General features: G+C 70.8%; 15 protein-coding genes and 2 pseudogenes. 10 read left to right on the top strand and 7 right to left on the bottom strand.

Features of this window, described 5'->3' with window-relative positions:
• Positions 1–158 precede the first annotated feature (158 nt).
• On the top strand, positions 159–731 hold the full coding sequence (locus JM949_RS03485) for a hypothetical protein (RefSeq protein WP_030332883.1): 573 nt from the start codon (positions 159–161) through the stop codon (positions 729–731).
• 47 nt (positions 732–778) lie between these two features.
• Here JM949_RS03485 and JM949_RS03480 read toward each other — a convergent pair whose 3' ends face one another.
• On the bottom strand, positions 779–1,072 hold the full coding sequence (locus JM949_RS03480; protein ID WP_203147013.1) for a ferredoxin: 294 nt from the start codon (positions 1,070–1,072) through the stop codon (positions 779–781).
• Positions 1,073–1,250: 178 nt separating this feature from the next.
• Between JM949_RS03480 and arc the strand changes: the two genes are divergently transcribed.
• From arc to prcA, 8 genes and pseudogenes are all read left to right on the top strand, one after another.
• A complete protein-coding gene (gene arc, locus JM949_RS03475) occupies positions 1,251–3,035 on the top strand; it encodes a proteasome ATPase (RefSeq protein WP_203147009.1) in 1,785 nt (594 codons plus the stop codon).
• 175 nt (positions 3,036–3,210) lie between these two features.
• Complete coding sequence (locus JM949_RS03470; protein ID WP_203147008.1) at positions 3,211–3,741, top strand: hypothetical protein; 531 nt, start codon at positions 3,211–3,213, stop codon at positions 3,739–3,741.
• Positions 3,696–5,195 carry a hypothetical protein gene (locus JM949_RS03465; RefSeq protein WP_203147007.1) on the top strand — a complete coding sequence of 500 codons (1,500 nt, stop codon included), beginning with the start codon at positions 3,696–3,698 and terminating at the stop codon, positions 5,193–5,195. The genes JM949_RS03470 and JM949_RS03465 overlap by 46 nt, the downstream gene beginning before the upstream one ends.
• A gap of 294 nt (positions 5,196–5,489) precedes the next feature.
• A pseudogene (gene dop / locus JM949_RS03460) lies at positions 5,490–6,821 on the top strand (depupylase/deamidase Dop); the annotation flags it as partial.
• A gap of 104 nt (positions 6,822–6,925) precedes the next feature.
• A complete protein-coding gene (locus tag JM949_RS03455; protein ID WP_030332902.1) occupies positions 6,926–7,141 on the top strand; it encodes a ubiquitin-like protein Pup in 216 nt (71 codons plus the stop codon).
• 20 nt (positions 7,142–7,161) lie between these two features.
• Positions 7,162–7,848, top strand: coding sequence for an endonuclease VII domain-containing protein (locus JM949_RS03450; protein ID WP_203147006.1), 687 nt, complete (start codon positions 7,162–7,164; stop codon positions 7,846–7,848).
• Positions 7,767–8,606 (top strand): proteasome subunit beta, encoded by an 840-nt coding sequence (gene prcB, locus JM949_RS03445; protein ID WP_203147005.1) that lies wholly within the window; start codon positions 7,767–7,769, stop codon positions 8,604–8,606. The genes JM949_RS03450 and prcB overlap by 82 nt, the downstream gene beginning before the upstream one ends.
• Before the next feature lie 64 nt (positions 8,607–8,670).
• Positions 8,671–9,491 (top strand): annotated as a pseudogene (prcA, locus tag JM949_RS38420) (proteasome subunit alpha).
• Between the two features lie 123 nt (positions 9,492–9,614).
• On the opposite strand, the gene JM949_RS03435 reads toward prcA, so the two are convergent.
• Together JM949_RS03435 and JM949_RS36370 are read right to left on the bottom strand one after the other, a co-directional pair.
• Positions 9,615–10,643, bottom strand: coding sequence for a glycosyltransferase family 2 protein (locus tag JM949_RS03435; RefSeq protein ID WP_203147004.1), 1,029 nt, complete (start codon positions 10,641–10,643; stop codon positions 9,615–9,617).
• Positions 10,640–10,903, bottom strand: coding sequence for a hypothetical protein (locus tag JM949_RS36370; RefSeq protein WP_238432493.1), 264 nt, complete (start codon positions 10,901–10,903; stop codon positions 10,640–10,642). Before JM949_RS36370 ends, JM949_RS03435 begins: the two co-directional genes overlap by 4 nt.
• Before the next feature lie 47 nt (positions 10,904–10,950).
• Here JM949_RS36370 and JM949_RS36365 point away from each other — a divergent pair, with 47 nt between their 5' ends.
• Positions 10,951–11,886: a hypothetical protein gene (locus JM949_RS36365; protein WP_238432492.1), complete on the top strand. Its 936-nt coding sequence runs from the start codon at positions 10,951–10,953 to the stop codon at positions 11,884–11,886.
• 59 nt (positions 11,887–11,945) lie between these two features.
• On the opposite strand, the gene JM949_RS03425 is transcribed toward JM949_RS36365, so the two are convergent.
• From JM949_RS03425 to rfbB, 4 genes are read right to left on the bottom strand one after another with little or no spacing between them, the layout of a single operon-like run.
• Entirely contained in the window at positions 11,946–12,647 is a 702-nt protein-coding gene (locus JM949_RS03425; RefSeq protein WP_203147003.1) for a glycosyltransferase family 2 protein, read from the bottom strand.
• Positions 12,640–13,011 (bottom strand): DUF2304 domain-containing protein, encoded by a 372-nt coding sequence (locus JM949_RS03420; protein ID WP_203147002.1) that lies wholly within the window; start codon positions 13,009–13,011, stop codon positions 12,640–12,642. The genes JM949_RS03425 and JM949_RS03420 overlap by 8 nt, the downstream gene beginning before the upstream one ends.
• Positions 13,008–13,895 (bottom strand): dTDP-4-dehydrorhamnose reductase, encoded by an 888-nt coding sequence (rfbD, locus tag JM949_RS03415; RefSeq protein ID WP_203147001.1) that lies wholly within the window; start codon positions 13,893–13,895, stop codon positions 13,008–13,010. Before rfbD ends, JM949_RS03420 begins: the two co-directional genes overlap by 4 nt.
• Entirely contained in the window at positions 13,892–14,893 is a 1,002-nt protein-coding gene (gene rfbB, locus JM949_RS03410; protein WP_203147000.1) for a dTDP-glucose 4,6-dehydratase, read from the bottom strand. Before rfbB ends, rfbD begins: the two co-directional genes overlap by 4 nt.
• Between the last annotated feature and the right edge of the window lie 73 nt (positions 14,894–14,966).

Here is a 14,966-nt window from a genome sequence, read left to right as displayed (position 1 = left end):
GTACGCGCAGCGCCGCCAGGTGCTCCGCGAGGCGGAGGCGGCCCGCCAGGCGGCGGCCGCCCAGGCGGCCGGCGCGCAGCCCGACGGTACGGGGGAGATGGACAGGCCGTGACCATCGAGCTGGGCGCCGGCACCGCCGAGCAGGGGGAGGCGCTGGCATGAGCCGACCGGGCTACGGCGGCGGTGACCTGCCCGCCGTCTTCCCCGACTGGTCGCCCTACCAGGACCTGGAATCGGCGGCGCGCGCCTACCTGCGCGACCCGGACGTCGCGCTGGAGGCGCTCGGGGGCGTGTTGCGTGGCGCGTCGGTGCTCGGCTTCACCCTGGAACGCTTCGTCAACGAGGTCAACGGCGTGTGGCAGGAGGTCGTCGTCTGCGACGGCAGCCGGCTGATTCTCTGGCACGGCGAGGACGTGCCGCCGGAGGAGGGGCCGCCGGGCTCGATGACCTCGTCGCTGCGGGTGGTGCCGGTCTCCACCGTCACCGAGGTGGGCTGCCGGCGGCGGCTCAACCGCTCCGACAGCGGCGAGATCAGGGTCGACAGCATCGACGTCTACCTGCTGCTCACCTCGCTGGACGAGGCGCCGCCGAGCGAGGAGATGGCCGGCACCCCACGGCACGACGCGCTGCGCTTCGGCAAGACCCTCGACGACGGCGGGGCCGGGCAGATCGCCCGGCTGGAGGAGTTCGCCCGGCTGGTCGCCTCCGTGGTCGGCCGCCCGATGCTCTGAGGCGTACCCTTTCGGATCCGGCCGGCCGCGCGGCCCGGCCGGTGGGGTCAGTCCTCCTCGGCCTCCGGGCCGGCCACCTCGACCCCGTCGCCGCGCACCACGTGGATGCACTCGCCCGGGCACTCCTTCGCTGAGTCGATCACCTCGAGGCGCAGGTGCGCGGGGACGTCGACCCGGCTGCCCGGCGCCATCAGCAGCTCACCGTCGACGGTCTTGACGTAGGCCAGACCGTCGATGTCGAACTCGAACACCTCCGGCGCGTACTGCACGCAGAGCCCGTCGCCCGTGCAGAGGTCCTGGTCCACCCAGACCTGCAGTTGGTCGGTCGCGACCTCGGCCACCGGTGCACCCCCCATGTTCTCCCGTCCCACGCTTCGACGGTACCCGAACGCCGGTAACCGCCCGTCAGGCCCCGTCTGGCGATCAAGGTTCGGTGACGAGGGTGTTGCGTGGGACCGAATCGGCCTCATAGCGGCTAGTGTTAGGGCAGAACGTTCAAGCCCCCCGGGGAGGTGGGACGTGGCAGCACGCAGCGACGACGCGGACTCGCGCGCCGCACGGTGGGAGAAGGAAGCCCACGATCTCTCCACGCAGGTCGCGTTCCTGCAGGAGGAACTCGCCCTGGTGCGGCGTAAGTTGACCGAAAGCCCCCGACACGTCAGGCAGCTCGAAGAGCGGCTGGCGGCCACCCAGGCACAGTTGGCGCGGCTGACCGAGAACAACGACCGGCTGGTGAGCACCCTCAAGGAGGCGCGCACCCAGATCGTGACGCTCAAGGAGGAGATCGACCGCCTCGCACAACCGCCGAGTGGTTACGGCGTCTTCCTGGCAAAGCACGAGGACGGCACGGTGGACGTCTTCACCGGCGGCCGCAAGCTACGGGTCGCGGTCTCGCCCTCGCTGGACGTGGGCGACCTGCGGCGCGGCCAGGAGGTCCTGCTCAACGACGCGCTCAACATCGTCGACGCGTTCGGCTACGAGCGGGTCGGCGAGGTCGTGATGCTCAAGGAGATCCTGGAGGGGCCGAACGGCGCGCCGGGCGACCGGGCGCTGGTGGTCTCGCACTCCGACGAGGAGCGCATCGTGCACCTCGCCGAGACGCTCATCGGCTCGGCGATCCGGGCCGGCGACTCGCTAATGATCGAGCCCCGCTCGGCGTACGCGTACGAGCGGATCCCGAAGAGCGAGGTCGAGGAGCTGGTCCTGGAGGAGGTGCCCGACGTCGACTACAGCGACATCGGTGGCCTCCAGTCGCAGATCGAGCAGATCCGCGACGCGGTGGAGCTGCCGTTCCTGCACGCGGACCTGTTCCGCGAGCACCAGCTCCGCCCGCCCAAGGGCATCCTGCTATACGGCCCGCCCGGCTGCGGTAAGACGCTCATCGCCAAGGCGGTGGCCAACTCGCTGGCCAAGAAGATCGCCGAACGGCAGGGCAAGGAGAAGCACACCAGCTTCTTCCTCAACATCAAGGGCCCCGAGCTGCTCAACAAGTACGTCGGTGAGACCGAGCGGCACATCCGGCTGATCTTCCAGCGGGCCCGGGAGAAGGCCGGCGAGGGCACGCCGGTGATCGTGTTCTTCGACGAGATGGACTCGATCTTCCGGACCCGTGGCTCGGGTGTCTCCTCCGATGTGGAGAACACCATCGTCCCGCAGCTGCTCAGCGAGATCGACGGCGTGGAGGGGCTGGAGAACGTCATCGTCATCGGCGCCTCCAACCGGGAAGACATGATCGACCCGGCGATCCTGCGCCCCGGTCGGCTCGACGTGAAGATCAAGATCGAGCGACCGGACGCCGAGGCGGCCAAGGACATCTTCTCCAAGTACATCCTCTCCGGGCTGCCGCTGCACCCGGACGACCTGGCCGAACACGGCACCGACCCCCAGGCGACCGTCGCGGCCATGATCGACGCCGTGGTGCTGCGGATGTACTCCGAAACCGAGGAGAACCGCTTCCTCGAGGTCACCTACGCCAACGGTGACAAGGAAGTCCTCTACTTCAAGGACTTCAACTCCGGCGCGATGATCCAGAACATCGTCGACCGGAGCAAGAAGATGGCCATCAAGGAGTTCCTCACCTCGGGCCGCAAGGGGCTGCGCCTGCAGCACCTGCTCGACGCCTGCGTCGACGAGTTCCGCGAGAACGAAGATCTCCCCAACACCACAAACCCCGACGACTGGGCGCGCATCTCCGGCAAGAAGGGCGAACGGATCGTCTACATCCGCACGCTCGTCTCCGGCGGCAAGGGCGCCGAAGCCGGCCGGTCCATCGAGACCGCCAGCAACACCGGCCAGTACCTCTGACCCGTCCAGCGGCGGCACCGGACCCCGTCCGGTGCCGCCGCTGTCTGTGCCCGACACCACCCCGTCACGTACGCCGCACCAGCGGCACGTCGCCCCCGCCCGGTCCGGCTAGACTGCGGCGACTTCGCCGACCTACCGAACGAGGACTTCCGTGCGTGCCGACACCACCGCGCAAATGCCAGCAGTATCAGGTCGCACGGAAGACCAAGAGCCGGTAACCACCTCGCCGGCCGGCCGACGCCCCGGCGTCGGCCTACTGCTGGGTGTCCTGCTGGCCTGCTGGGTCGTCCCCGTCGCCGCGACCGCCGTGCACGCCGCGTGGCTCCTGCCGCCGGTGGTTCTGCTCGGCACGGCCAGCCTGCTGCGCTCCGGCCGGAGCCTGCTCGACCGGATGATGCTCGCCCTGGCCCTGCTCGCCGGCCTCACCTGCGCCGTCGGGCTCCTCTTCACCGTCTGGCCCTGGGGCCTGCACCCGGTGCCGGTCACCGGTCTGGCGCTCACCGTGCTGACAGTGGCCGCCGTGCTGTCCCGGCGCGCCCCCCGGCTGCCCCGCCCGGCTGGTCCGACCTGGTCTCGCTCGCCGCCGCGGCGCTCGCCGCCGGCTACCTCGCCACCCCCTACCTGCGGGCCGACAGCTTCGGCCAGCGACTCAACCTCGCCATGGTCGGCGAGGACAACGGCCGCCACCCCGCACTGTTCGACGTGATCGGCCGGCTCGGCGGATACCTCTTCCTCGACCCCGACAGCGCCCGCGAGCACATCTTCTCCGGCCTCGTCCACTATCCCCAGGGGTGGCACTTCAGCACCGCCCTGCTCGACGGTTTCCTGCGCAGCGCCGGCGACCCGCCCACCGGGGCGCGACTCATGGACCACTACGTGCTCTGGTGCCTGGCCACCTTCGGGCTGCTGGTGCTCGCGCTGATCTGGGCCGCCCAGCACGTCGCCGGCCCGCTGCATCCACTGCGCCGAGTGGTCCTCGTCATCGGCGTGACCGCGCTCGTCCTCGGCGCCGAACTGCCCCGACTGCTGGTCGCCGGCTACCCGAGTGAGGCGTTCGGGCTCAGCCTCGCCGTGGTCCTCGTCGCCCTCGTCGCCCGCCCCCTGCACCGGCTGCGCGAACAACTCATCCTGGTCGGGGCGCTGCTGATCGGCATCGGGTTCAGTTACTACCTCTTCCTCTTCCCGACCGGCGCCATGGTGCTCTGCTGGCTGGTCGCCGACCGGCGCCGACTGCGTACCCGCCCCGGCACCGTCGCCATCGTCGCCGTTGTCACCGCCGCCCTGGCCCCGCTGATCGCCCTGATCGGCGTCCTCGTCGCCGGTCAGAGCGAGGCGCTCGCCGCCCCCGGCGGCACCCCGCCGGTCGAGACGTACAACACCATCCTCGGGCTCGGCGCGCTCGTCGTCGCCGCCGTCCTCGTCCGGACCAACCTCGCCGAGTCCACCTGGCGGCGCTATCTCGTCGCACTGGCCGTCGCCCTGCTCTTCTCCGCCAGCATGGCCGCCGTCAACCTCGCCAACGGCACCCAACCCGCCTACTACTTCGGCAAGACCGCCCACCTGGTCATCGTCGTCCTCACCATCGGCGCAGCCGCGCTGGCCCGACTGCTGCCGGTGCCACCCGCCCCGAGCACCGACAGCGAACCGCGCCGGCGCCCGATCACCGGCGTCGTCCCCGCCGTCGCCACCGCCGCCCTCGTGACGCTCGCGGTGCTCGCCGGCACCGGCCTGGTCGGCTGGACCGGCGGCTTCTTCCACCGCAACGGCGGCAACGGCACCTGGGCGAAGGACTGGGCCGGCCGCGACGTGCGGGCCGTCTCCCGGACCGCGTCGGTCACCAACACCGCCTACCGGAACTACCCGGCGATCCCCGGCACCGTCACCCTGGTCCTGGACAAGCAGGGCCTGCAGGGCTACCGGGAGTCGATCTTCCTGTCCGCGATGCAGGGGACCAGCGGTCAGACCGAACCCGGCATCTACTTCCAGATCTACAACGAGCCCGCCCGCACCGCCGAGATCCTGCGCCGCGTCCCCCGCCCGCTGCGGCTCATCGTCGCCGACCCGGCCGCCCAGCAGGCCATCGACGGGGCACTCGCCGCGGACCCGGCCCTGCGCGACGGCCTGACCGTGGTGCCGCTGAAGCCGACCACGCCACGGTAGCCGCGCCGCGCCGACCCGCAGGGTGGCGCGGTGCGCCATCGCGCAGACTAGTCTCGATGGTGTGAGCGGCGGGCACGCCGGCTCCGTGGGCGAGCGAAGCGAGTGGTCGCATGACGGTACGTCGGATCATGGGCACCGAGGTCGAGTACGGCATCTCCGTGCCGGGACAGGCCGGAGCCAACCCGATGGTCACCTCATCGCAGGTGGTCAACGCCTACGGGGCGCCCCGAACTCAACCGGGGCGGGCGGGCCCGGTGGGACTACGAGGAAGAGTCGCCGCTACGCGACGCCCGTGGCTTCACCTACTCCGGCGCCGCGTACGACCCCGCCGAGGCCCTCGCGGACGAAGACCTCGGCCTGGCCAACGTGATACTCACCAACGGTGCGCGGCTCTACGTCGACCACGCCCACCCGGAATACTCCACCCCGGAGGTCACCACCCCCCGGGACGTGGTGCGCTGGGACAAGGCCGGCGAGCGGGTGATGGCCGAGGCGTCCCGCCGCGCGGCCACCATCCCGGGCAGCCAGCCGATCCACCTCTACAAGAACAACACCGACAACAAGGGCGCCAGCTACGGCGCCCACGAGAACTACCTGATGCGCCGGCAGACGCCGTTCGCCGACATCGTGGCGTACCTGACGCCGTTCTTCGTCACCCGGCAGATCGTCTGCGGCGCCGGTCGGGTCGGCATCGGCCAGGACGGCGGTCAGAGCGGGTTCCAGATCTCGCAGCGCGCCGACTTCTTCGAGGTCGAGGTCGGCCTGGAGACCACCCTCAAGCGGCCGATCATCAACACCCGCGACGAGCCGCACGCCGACGCCGACAAGTACCGGCGACTGCACGTCATCATCGGCGACGCCAACCTCTCCGAGGTCTCCACCTACCTCAAGGTCGGCACCACCGCGCTGATCCTCACCATGATCGAGGAGAAGGCGCTCGGTGCCGACCTCGGCATCGCCGACCCGGTCAGCGAGCTGCGCGCGGTCAGCCACGACCCCTCCCTGACGCACCGCATGCGGCTGCGTGACGGCCGTCGGCTCACCGCGCTGGACCTGCAGTGGGCCTACCTGGAGCGGGTTCGGTCCTTTGTCGACGACCGGTACGGCACCGACGCCGACGAGCAGACCGTCGACGTGCTCGACCGCTGGGAGGGCGTCCTGGACCGGTTGGGGCGTGATCCGATGCTCTGTGCCGACGAGTTGGACTGGGTGGCCAAGCTGCGGCTGCTGGAGGGCTACCGGGAGCGGGAGAAGCTCGGCTGGGGCGCGCACAAGCTCCAACTGGTCGACCTGCAGTATTCCGACGTCCGGCCGGAGAAGGGCCTCTACCACCGCCTGGTCAGCCGGGGAGCGATGAAGACGTTGCTCACCGACGACGAGACCCGTACCGCGATGACCCAGCCCCCGGAGGACACCCGGGCCTACTTCCGTGGTCGCTGCCTGGCCCAGTACGCCTCCGAGGTGGTCGCCGCGAGCTGGGATTCGGTGATCTTCGACGTGGGCCGGGAGTCGTTGGTCCGGGTGCCGATGATGGAGCCGGAGCGGGGCACCCGCGCGCACGTCGGCGCGCTGTTCGACCGCTGCGCCAGCGCCAAGGACCTGTTGGAGACGTTGACCGGCGGCTGATCCAGGATCTGGATGCCCGCCGTGTGCCGCAAGCCGGCGCGCGGCGGGCTTTTCGTCGCCCGCGCGAGGTAAGTTCATCGCAGACGATCGTGGAGGAGGCAGCAGTGGCCACTCATGACAGCGGCGGCCAGTCGCAGTCCGGCAAGTCCCGTCAGGGCGAGGAGATCGAGGACGTCACCACCGAGGCGAACCCCGAGGTGGCCGAGCGACACGCCGAGATCACCGAGGACGTCGACGACCTCCTCGACGAGATCGACTCGGTCCTCGAAGAGAACGCAGAGGAATTCGTGAGAGGTTACGTACAAAAAGGAGGTCAGTGAACATATAGGGTAATTCGGACATGGCTCGGGTCAATGACGATCGCGACGGGCTCCGTCGCTGCCGAGATTGCGGCGAATGGCGGCCGCTCGATCAGTTCTGTGCGAATTCGAAGCGGCCGGATGGGCGGGGCAGCTATTGCAAGCCCTGCTTCAACGAGCGGTCCAAGGCAAGCTACGCGCGTCGAGTGAAGGCAAGGTTCGACCGTGAGGTGCGCCCTGGCCGAGTTGTGCCGGAGGGACACAGATTCTGTCCGGCTTGCGATGCGGTCAAGCCGTTCGAAGCCTTCCCCCGCAACCGTGCGGATGCCTCCGGTTACGCGACCTATTGCAAGCCCTGCCACAACGCCAAGACCAGAGAGACGAAGGACCGGCTGTACGGCGGCAACCGCGAGTACCACCTGCGGCAGCGCTACGGCGTGGGGGAGAAGGAGTTTCAGGAGCTCCTGGCCGAGCAGGGCGGGGTCTGTGCGATCTGCGGCGGCCTTGATCCGCAACATCTGGACCACGATCATCGCACCGGATGGGTGCGCGGGATACTCTGCTTCAACTGCAACGGTGGTCTTGGCCAGTTCCGTGACAGTCCCACGAGGCTGGCCAGGGCGATCACGTACCTGAGAGGAACCACGTGGCAGCGGGCTTTGATCCATCCGGGCGTCTACCAGATGTGTTCACCAACGCGGGGACGTCCTCCTTCACGACGTTCCTGAGTCGGGTGGCCCCCGAGATGCTGCCCGGTCGGCGAGCGCTGCCGCCGGGCATGGCCGCCGACCTGGCGCCGCACGCGACCACCATCGTGGCCATCGCGGCCGCCGAGGGTGTGGTGATGGCCGGCGACCGGCGGGCGACCATGGGCAACCTGATCGCGCAGCGCGACATCGAGAAGGTCCACCCGGCCGACGCGTACTCGCTCGTCGGCATCGCGGGCACCGCGGGCATCGGGATCGAGCTGATGCGACTGTTCCAGGTGGAGCTGGAGCACTACGAGAAGATCGAGGGCGCGATGCTCTCGCTGGACGGCAAGGCCAACCGGCTGGCCTCGATGATCCGGGGCAACCTGGGCGCGGCCATGCAGGGGCTCGCCGTCGTGCCGCTCTTCGCCGGTTTCGACCTGGCCGCCGCCGACCCGGCGCGGGCCGGTCGGATCTTCAGCTTCGACGTGACCGGTGGCCCCTACGAGGAGACCGGCTACGACGCGATCGGGTCCGGGTCGCTGTTCGCCAAGTCCGCCCTGAAGAAGCGGTTCCGGGCCGGCCTGTCGGTGGCCGACGCGACCCGGCTCGCGGTCGAGGCGCTCTACGACGCGGCCGACGACGACACCGCGACCGGCGGGCCGGACCTCACCCGGCGGATCTACCCGGTGGTGATGACCGCTACCGCCGAGGGCACCTACCGGCTCACCGACGCCGAGACGGCGACGATCGCCGAGGGCGTGGTCTCCGGGCGGATGGAGAACCCGGGCGGTTGAGCCGCGCCCACCACCCCCACCAGCCAGCAGTCGTCAGCACAGCGCCGTAAGGAGAACCGCCGCCGTGGCCATGCAGTTCTACGCCTCGCCCGAACAGATCATGCGCGACCGTTCCGAGCTGGCCCGCAAGGGCATCGCCCGGGGGCGCAGCGCGGTGGTCCTGAGCTACTCCGGCGGGGTGCTCTTCGTCGCGGAGAACCTCTCCAGCGCCCTGCACAAGGTCAGTGAGATCTACGACCGGATCGGCTTCGCCGCGGTCGGCCGTTACAACGAGTTCGAGAACCTCCGTCGGGCCGGCGTGCGGATGGCCGACCTCAACGGGTTGAGCTACGACCGTCGTGATGTCACCGGGCGGGCCCTGGCCAACGCGTTCGCGCAGACCCTCGGCGCGATCTTCACCGAGCAGTCGAAGCCGTTCGAGGTGGAGATCTGCGTGGCGGAGGTCGGGGCCACGCCCGCTGACGACGAGTTGTACCGGCTCACCTACGACGCTCGGTCAACGACGAGCCGGGGCGGATGGCGATGGGCGGTCAGGCCGAGGCCATCACCGGTGTGCTGAAGTCCAACCACCGGGCGGACATGTCGCTCGGGGAGGCGGTCAAGGTCGCGGTGCAGGCGCTGGGCAGCGTCGGCGGGGAGGGCGGTGCCGCCCGGGCGATCGCCGCGAACCAGCTTGAGGTGGCGGTGCTGGACCGGCAGCGGGTCGGCCGGACCTTCCGGCGGATCACCGGGGCCGCGCTGACCGCGCTGCTGGACGGCAAGGAGGCGCCGCCGGCGAGCGACCTGCCGGACACGCCGAGCGTGCCGACCGGGGAGTCGGGTAAGCCGACCAGTTCGGCGGGCTCCGCTGATCTGGAGGATCGACCGGGGCAGGCCGACAGCTGATCGGGTGACGAGAAAGCGCCGGGGTCCGCGTGATGCGGGCCCCGGCGCTTTCGTCTGGCTGGGTCAGCGGCGCTGTCCGGGCGGGCAGTGGCGCGGTGTCCGGACCAGGGCGCGCCGGCTGGGTCAGCGGCGCGGCAGCAGCGGCCGGGCGAGGGCCCAGTAGCCGGCGGCGACCGCGTTGAAGACACCCATGCCGGGTGGCGAGTCGACGTTCGAGGGGGCGACCCGGGCCGTCATCAGCTCGGCGACCACCCCGTCGGGCACGGTACGTTCGGTCTGGAGTTGACGGCGGCGGGCGGCGACCCAGGACCGGTTGCGCCACAGCCAGCCCCAGCCGCGGGTCTTCTGCTTGGTCCAGCCGCCGGCGAGCGCGGCGGCGAGCATGGCGGCCTCGGTGAGCAGCAGCATCGGTGCGAGCACCACAAGGGTCCGGGTCTGGTACGCGGTGAGCAGCGTGACCAGCCGGTTGCGTTCCACCAGGTAGAGCTTCAGGTCGTTGCGGGAGAACTCGTAGTGGTGGCGCACGACGGCGTCGGGGACGTACTCCAGGCGCAGGCCGCGCTGCCAGAGCCGCAGGCTGAGTTCGGTGTCCTCGTGGTAGGCGAAGTACTCGGCGGCGAAGCCGTCGAGTTCCTGCCACCGGTGCCGGCTGATCACGAAGCAGCAGCCGCTGAGCGACGGCACGCTGGTGCGCACGGCGTGCGCGGTGGCCGGTTCGCCGTTGCCACCGGCCCAGGACAGCCCGGTGAAGTGCAGGGGGTTGCCGGAGGTGTTGATCAGCTCGGGGGTGTCGGCGAGGCGGATCGAGGCCATCGCGGCGCCCACGCCCGGTTCGGCGGCGACGGCAACCGTCTTGGCGAGGGCGTCCGGGGCGACGATGGCGTCGGAGTTGACGAAGGCGAGCCAGTCCCCGGTGGCCTCGGCGGCGCCGACGCGGCAGCCCCCGGAGTAGCCGGTGTTCTCCTCCGGGCGGATCACCCGGACCTGGGGGAAGCCCTTGACGATGTCGATGCCGTCGCCGGTGCAGCCGTTGTCGACGACGACCAGGTCGATGTCGATGTCGGTGCTGGCCAGCACGGCCCGGGCGGCGTCGACCAGGTACGGCTCGGCGCCGTAGGCGAGCATCACGGCGGTCACCTGTGGGCGGGTCATCGGATGCCTCCGGATACGGCGGGGGTGACGGCGTCGGCGAGGGGCCGGCTGGGGGTGGTGGGTCGGCGGAAGCCACCGCGCAGCAGCACCGCCATGGTGCCGGCGACGACCACGGAGCCGATGGCGTAGGCCAGTTCGACCCGGAGGGTGACCGGGGCCGGCAGCAGTGTGACGGCGACCAGTGCGGCGACGCCGACGGTCCAGGCGAGGGCCTGGGCGCGGTGCCGGTCGAGGGCGAGCAGGGCCTGGCCGAGCACCATGCCCACAGGTAGGCGAGGGTGGCGGCGGCCAGCCAGGCGAAGTCGCCGTGGCCGAGGACGCCGGGGGCGTCGAAGAGGGTGCGGACCAGCCACGGGCCGATCAGTACGGCGCCGACGGCCCCGGTGAGGCCGAGGGCGGTGACGATGCCGAGAGCGCGGCGCAGCAGGCTGTGGAAGCCGGCCTGGTCGCCGGTGGTGGCGGTGGTGGCCAGCCCGGGCAGCAGGGACGCCTGCATCGAGCCGAAGACGAAAAGCGGGATGCGGACCAGCACGAGCGCGGAGAGCAGGGCGCCGGCGGCGGCGGTCTCGGTGGGAGCGAGCAGTTGCAGGTTGATCACGCCGATGTTGACCACGACCTGGGAGAGCAGGCTGGAGGCGGTGAGCAGGCCGAGGCCGCGCAGCAGGGTGGCCCAGGGCACCGGTGGGCCGCTGCCGATGGCGCCGAGCACCGGCGGCAGGGTGAGCAGGACGCTGACCAGCGGGGCGGCGACGAGCACCAGGCCGTACCAGATGGGAGAGGTCACCCCGGCCAGCCCGAGCAGGGCGACCATGATGATGCGCAGTCCGCCGTCGATGCCGAGTTGGGTGCCGTACCAGGGGAACAGCTGCAGGCCGGAGAGGACGCCGCGGGTGGCGTAGGCGACGGCCATCGCGGCGAGCGCGCCGACCAGCACGGTGACCATGGTGGTGTCGCCGTGGAAGAGGTTGTCGGCGAGCGGCCGTCGGCCGACGGTGACGGCCAGCACCAGCACGGCGAGCATCACGGCGGCGACGGTGACGCCGCGGGCGAGCACCGGCCCGGGGGGCAGCCCCTGGCTGTGCCGGGCGGCGACGACCCGGGCCACCTCCTGCTCGACGGGCATGAACACGCCGATGCCGAGGGTGAAGACGATCGACCAGAGCACCGACAGGGACGAGTAGTCGGCTTCGGTGAGGCTGTGGCCGGCGACGGCGAGGTGGACATAGGAGGCGAGGCCGAGTAGACCCAGCCCGGCACCAACAGCGATGGTGCCGGGCGGGATCAGGCGCAGGAGACGACGGATCACCGGCGAATGAGCGCCAGCGTGAGGACGGCGAACGCCCGACCGAGGTAGATCATCGCTCGGGCGGGGGAGTGGCTGGGCGTGCCGGCCATCCGCTTGCGCATGGCGACCGGCACCTGCTTGATGCGGTATCCGCGTCGGGCGGTGTGCACCAGGGTCTCCACCGTGTCGCCGAGGTACTCGGCCGGGTACCAGCCGGCGAACATCTCGATGACCCGCCGGTTGGCGGCCCGGAAGCCGGAGGTGGTGTCGGTGAGCTTGGTGTGGGCGACCCGGGACAGCACGCCGGAGAGCATGACCATCGCCCAGCGGCGGGGGCCGCGCACGTTGTAGTCGCCCTCACCGGCGAACCGGGCGCCGATGACCAGGTCGTTGTCGTCGAGCAGGTCGACCAGCTTCGGCACGTACCGGGGGTCGTGCTGGCCGTCCGCGTCGATCTGGATGGCGACGTCGTAGTCGTTGTCGCGTGCGTAGCGGTAGCCGAGGCGCATGGCACCGCCGACGCCGAGGTTGTACGGCAGTTTCGCGACGCGGGCGCCGGCGGCCAGGGCCACGGCGGCGGTGTGGTCGGTGGAGCCGTCGTCGACGACGAGGACGTCGACGCCGGGCAGTTCACCGCGGACCTCGCCGACGACGTCGGCGATGGAACCCGACTCGTTGAGGGCCGGGATGATGATCAAGGTGCGCTTGCCGTTAACCATCGCTGGACACCAGTTCGTCTCGGGCCGCCCGGTCCGCGTCGATCTGTGCGCGGAGCAGGGCGAAATCTTCGGCCAGGGTGCGGGTCTCCTCTTCCAGTGCGCTGACCTCCCAGCTCAGGTGCACGCACACCAGCAGCAGGAAGACGATGCCGAGGAAGAGCACCAGGCTGACGCCGGAGGCGACGCCGAGGAGCCCGGCGACGCTGTCGAGCAGCCGGGGGAACAGGGACAGCGGGATCACGACGACCAGAACGGCGAGCCAGAGCATGCCGTACTTCTCGCGCAGCTGACGGCGGCGCAGCAGCTCGACGATGGTGCCGAGGAGCAGCAGGCCGGTCAGGCCGGTGACGAGGGTGAGCTTCATGCGACCTTCCACGGGGCGGGTGGAGCGGGGGAGTGGAACGCGTCAACCAGGGCGGTGTGCCAGTCCGGCAGCGGCGGCAGACCCACGGCTGCCCAGCGGCTGTGCCCTAGCACACTGTACGCAGGTCGGGGGGCCGGACGTGGATACCGGTCACTGGTGGTGGGTCGGATCCGGTCCGGGTCCAGCCCGGCCAGTGTGAATGCGGCGCGGGCCAGTCCGTACCAGGTGGTCTGTCCGGCGCAGGTGCCGTGGTAGACGCCCGGTGCCGCCTGTCCGGCCAGTGCCGCGTCGGCGAGCGCCACCAACCGCTCGGCGAGCGTGTGCGACCAGGTGGGCTGGCCGTGCTGGTCGTCGACCACGTCGAGGTGTTCGCGCTGGCTGGCCAGCCGGAGCATGGTCGCCACGAAGTTGGGGCCGTGCGCGCCGTACAGCCAGGCGGTGCGCACCACGTACCCGGTGTCGGGCAGCAGCCGCGCGACGGCCTGTTCGCCGACGAGCTTGCCGCGGCCGTAGGCGTTGACCGGCGCGGTGGGCGCGTCCTCCGGGTAGGGGGTGTCGGCGTTGCCCGCGAGGACGTAGTCGGTGGAGACCTGGATCAGCCGGGTGCCGTCGGTGGCGCACGCCGCGGCGAGGTTCGCCACGCCGTGGCCGTTGACGGCGGTCGCCGCCGCCTCGTCGGTCTCGGCGCCGTCGACGTTGGTCCACGCGGCGGCGTTGATCACCACGTCGTGCCCGGCGACCGCGGCTCGCACCGCGACGGGGTCGGTGATGTCCAAATCGGCGCGGGTGGCGGCGGTCACCTTGAGGTCGGACCGTCGTCCCAGCACGGCGACCAGGTCCCGGCCGAGCATTCCGCCCGCACCGGTGACGAGTAGTCGGGTCATGCGGTCGGCGTGGACTTGAGGGGCTCCCACCAGCTGCGGTTGTCCCGGTACCAGCGGACGGTGTCGGCGAGGCCGCGGTCCAGGGTGATGCTGGGGGTGTAGCCGAGCTCCTCGCTGATCTTGGTGATGTCGAGGGAGTAGCGGCGGTCGTGGCCCTTGCGGTCGGTCACCGGGACGACCCGGTCCCAGCCGGCGCCGCAGGCGTCGAGCAGCAGTCCGGTGAGTTCCTTGTTGGTCAGCTCGGTGCCGCCGCCGATGTTGTAGACCTCGCCGGCGCGGCCCTTCTGCTGCACCAGCGCGATGCCCCGGCAGTGGTCGTGCACGTGCAGCCAGTCGCGGATGTTGCCGCCGTCGCCGTAGAGGGGCACGGTGCCGCCGTCGAGCAGGTTGCTGACGAACAGCGGGATGACCTTCTCCGGGAACTGGTACGGGCCGTAGTTGTTGGAGCAGCGGGTGACCACCACGTCCATGCCGTGGGTGCGGTGGTACGACAGGGCGAGCAGGTCGGAGCCGGCCTTGGACGCCGAGTAGGGCGAGTTCGGGGCGAGCGGCCAGGTCTCGGTCCAGGAGCCCTCGTCGATCGAGCCGTACACCTCGTCGGTGGAGACGTGCACGAACCGGCCGGTGCCGTGCCGCAGGGCGGCGTCGAGCAGCGTCTGGGTGCCCAGCACGTTCGTGGTGACGAACGGCGCGGCCCCGGCGATCGAGCGGTCGACGTGCGACTCGGCGGCGAAGTGCACGATCACGTCGTGGCCGGCGACGACCTCGTCGACCACGACCGGGTCGCAGATGTCGCCCTGCACGAACCGCAGTCGCGGGTCGTCGCGGACGGGTTCGAGGTTGGCCAGGTTGCCCGAGTAGGTCAGCTTGTCGAGCACGGTCACGACCGCCGGCTCGAGCGGCGGCACGCCGTCGGCGCTACCGAGGGGCTTGCCCAGCAGCAGGCGAACGTACTCCGACCCGATGAATCCGGCTCCGCCGGTGACGAGGATCCTCACGGGTCCGGAAGTATACGCGACGGCCGGGGTCACACCCGGCACGCGACCCGGCGTACGTGCCGCTAGGCTTCCC

Source organism: Micromonospora tarensis (assembly GCF_016803395.1).
Classification (GTDB): Bacteria; Actinomycetota; Actinomycetes; order Mycobacteriales; family Micromonosporaceae; genus Micromonospora; species Micromonospora tarensis.
Note: the sequence above shows the minus strand (reverse complement) of the source record. Positions and strands in the feature narration are given on the sequence as shown.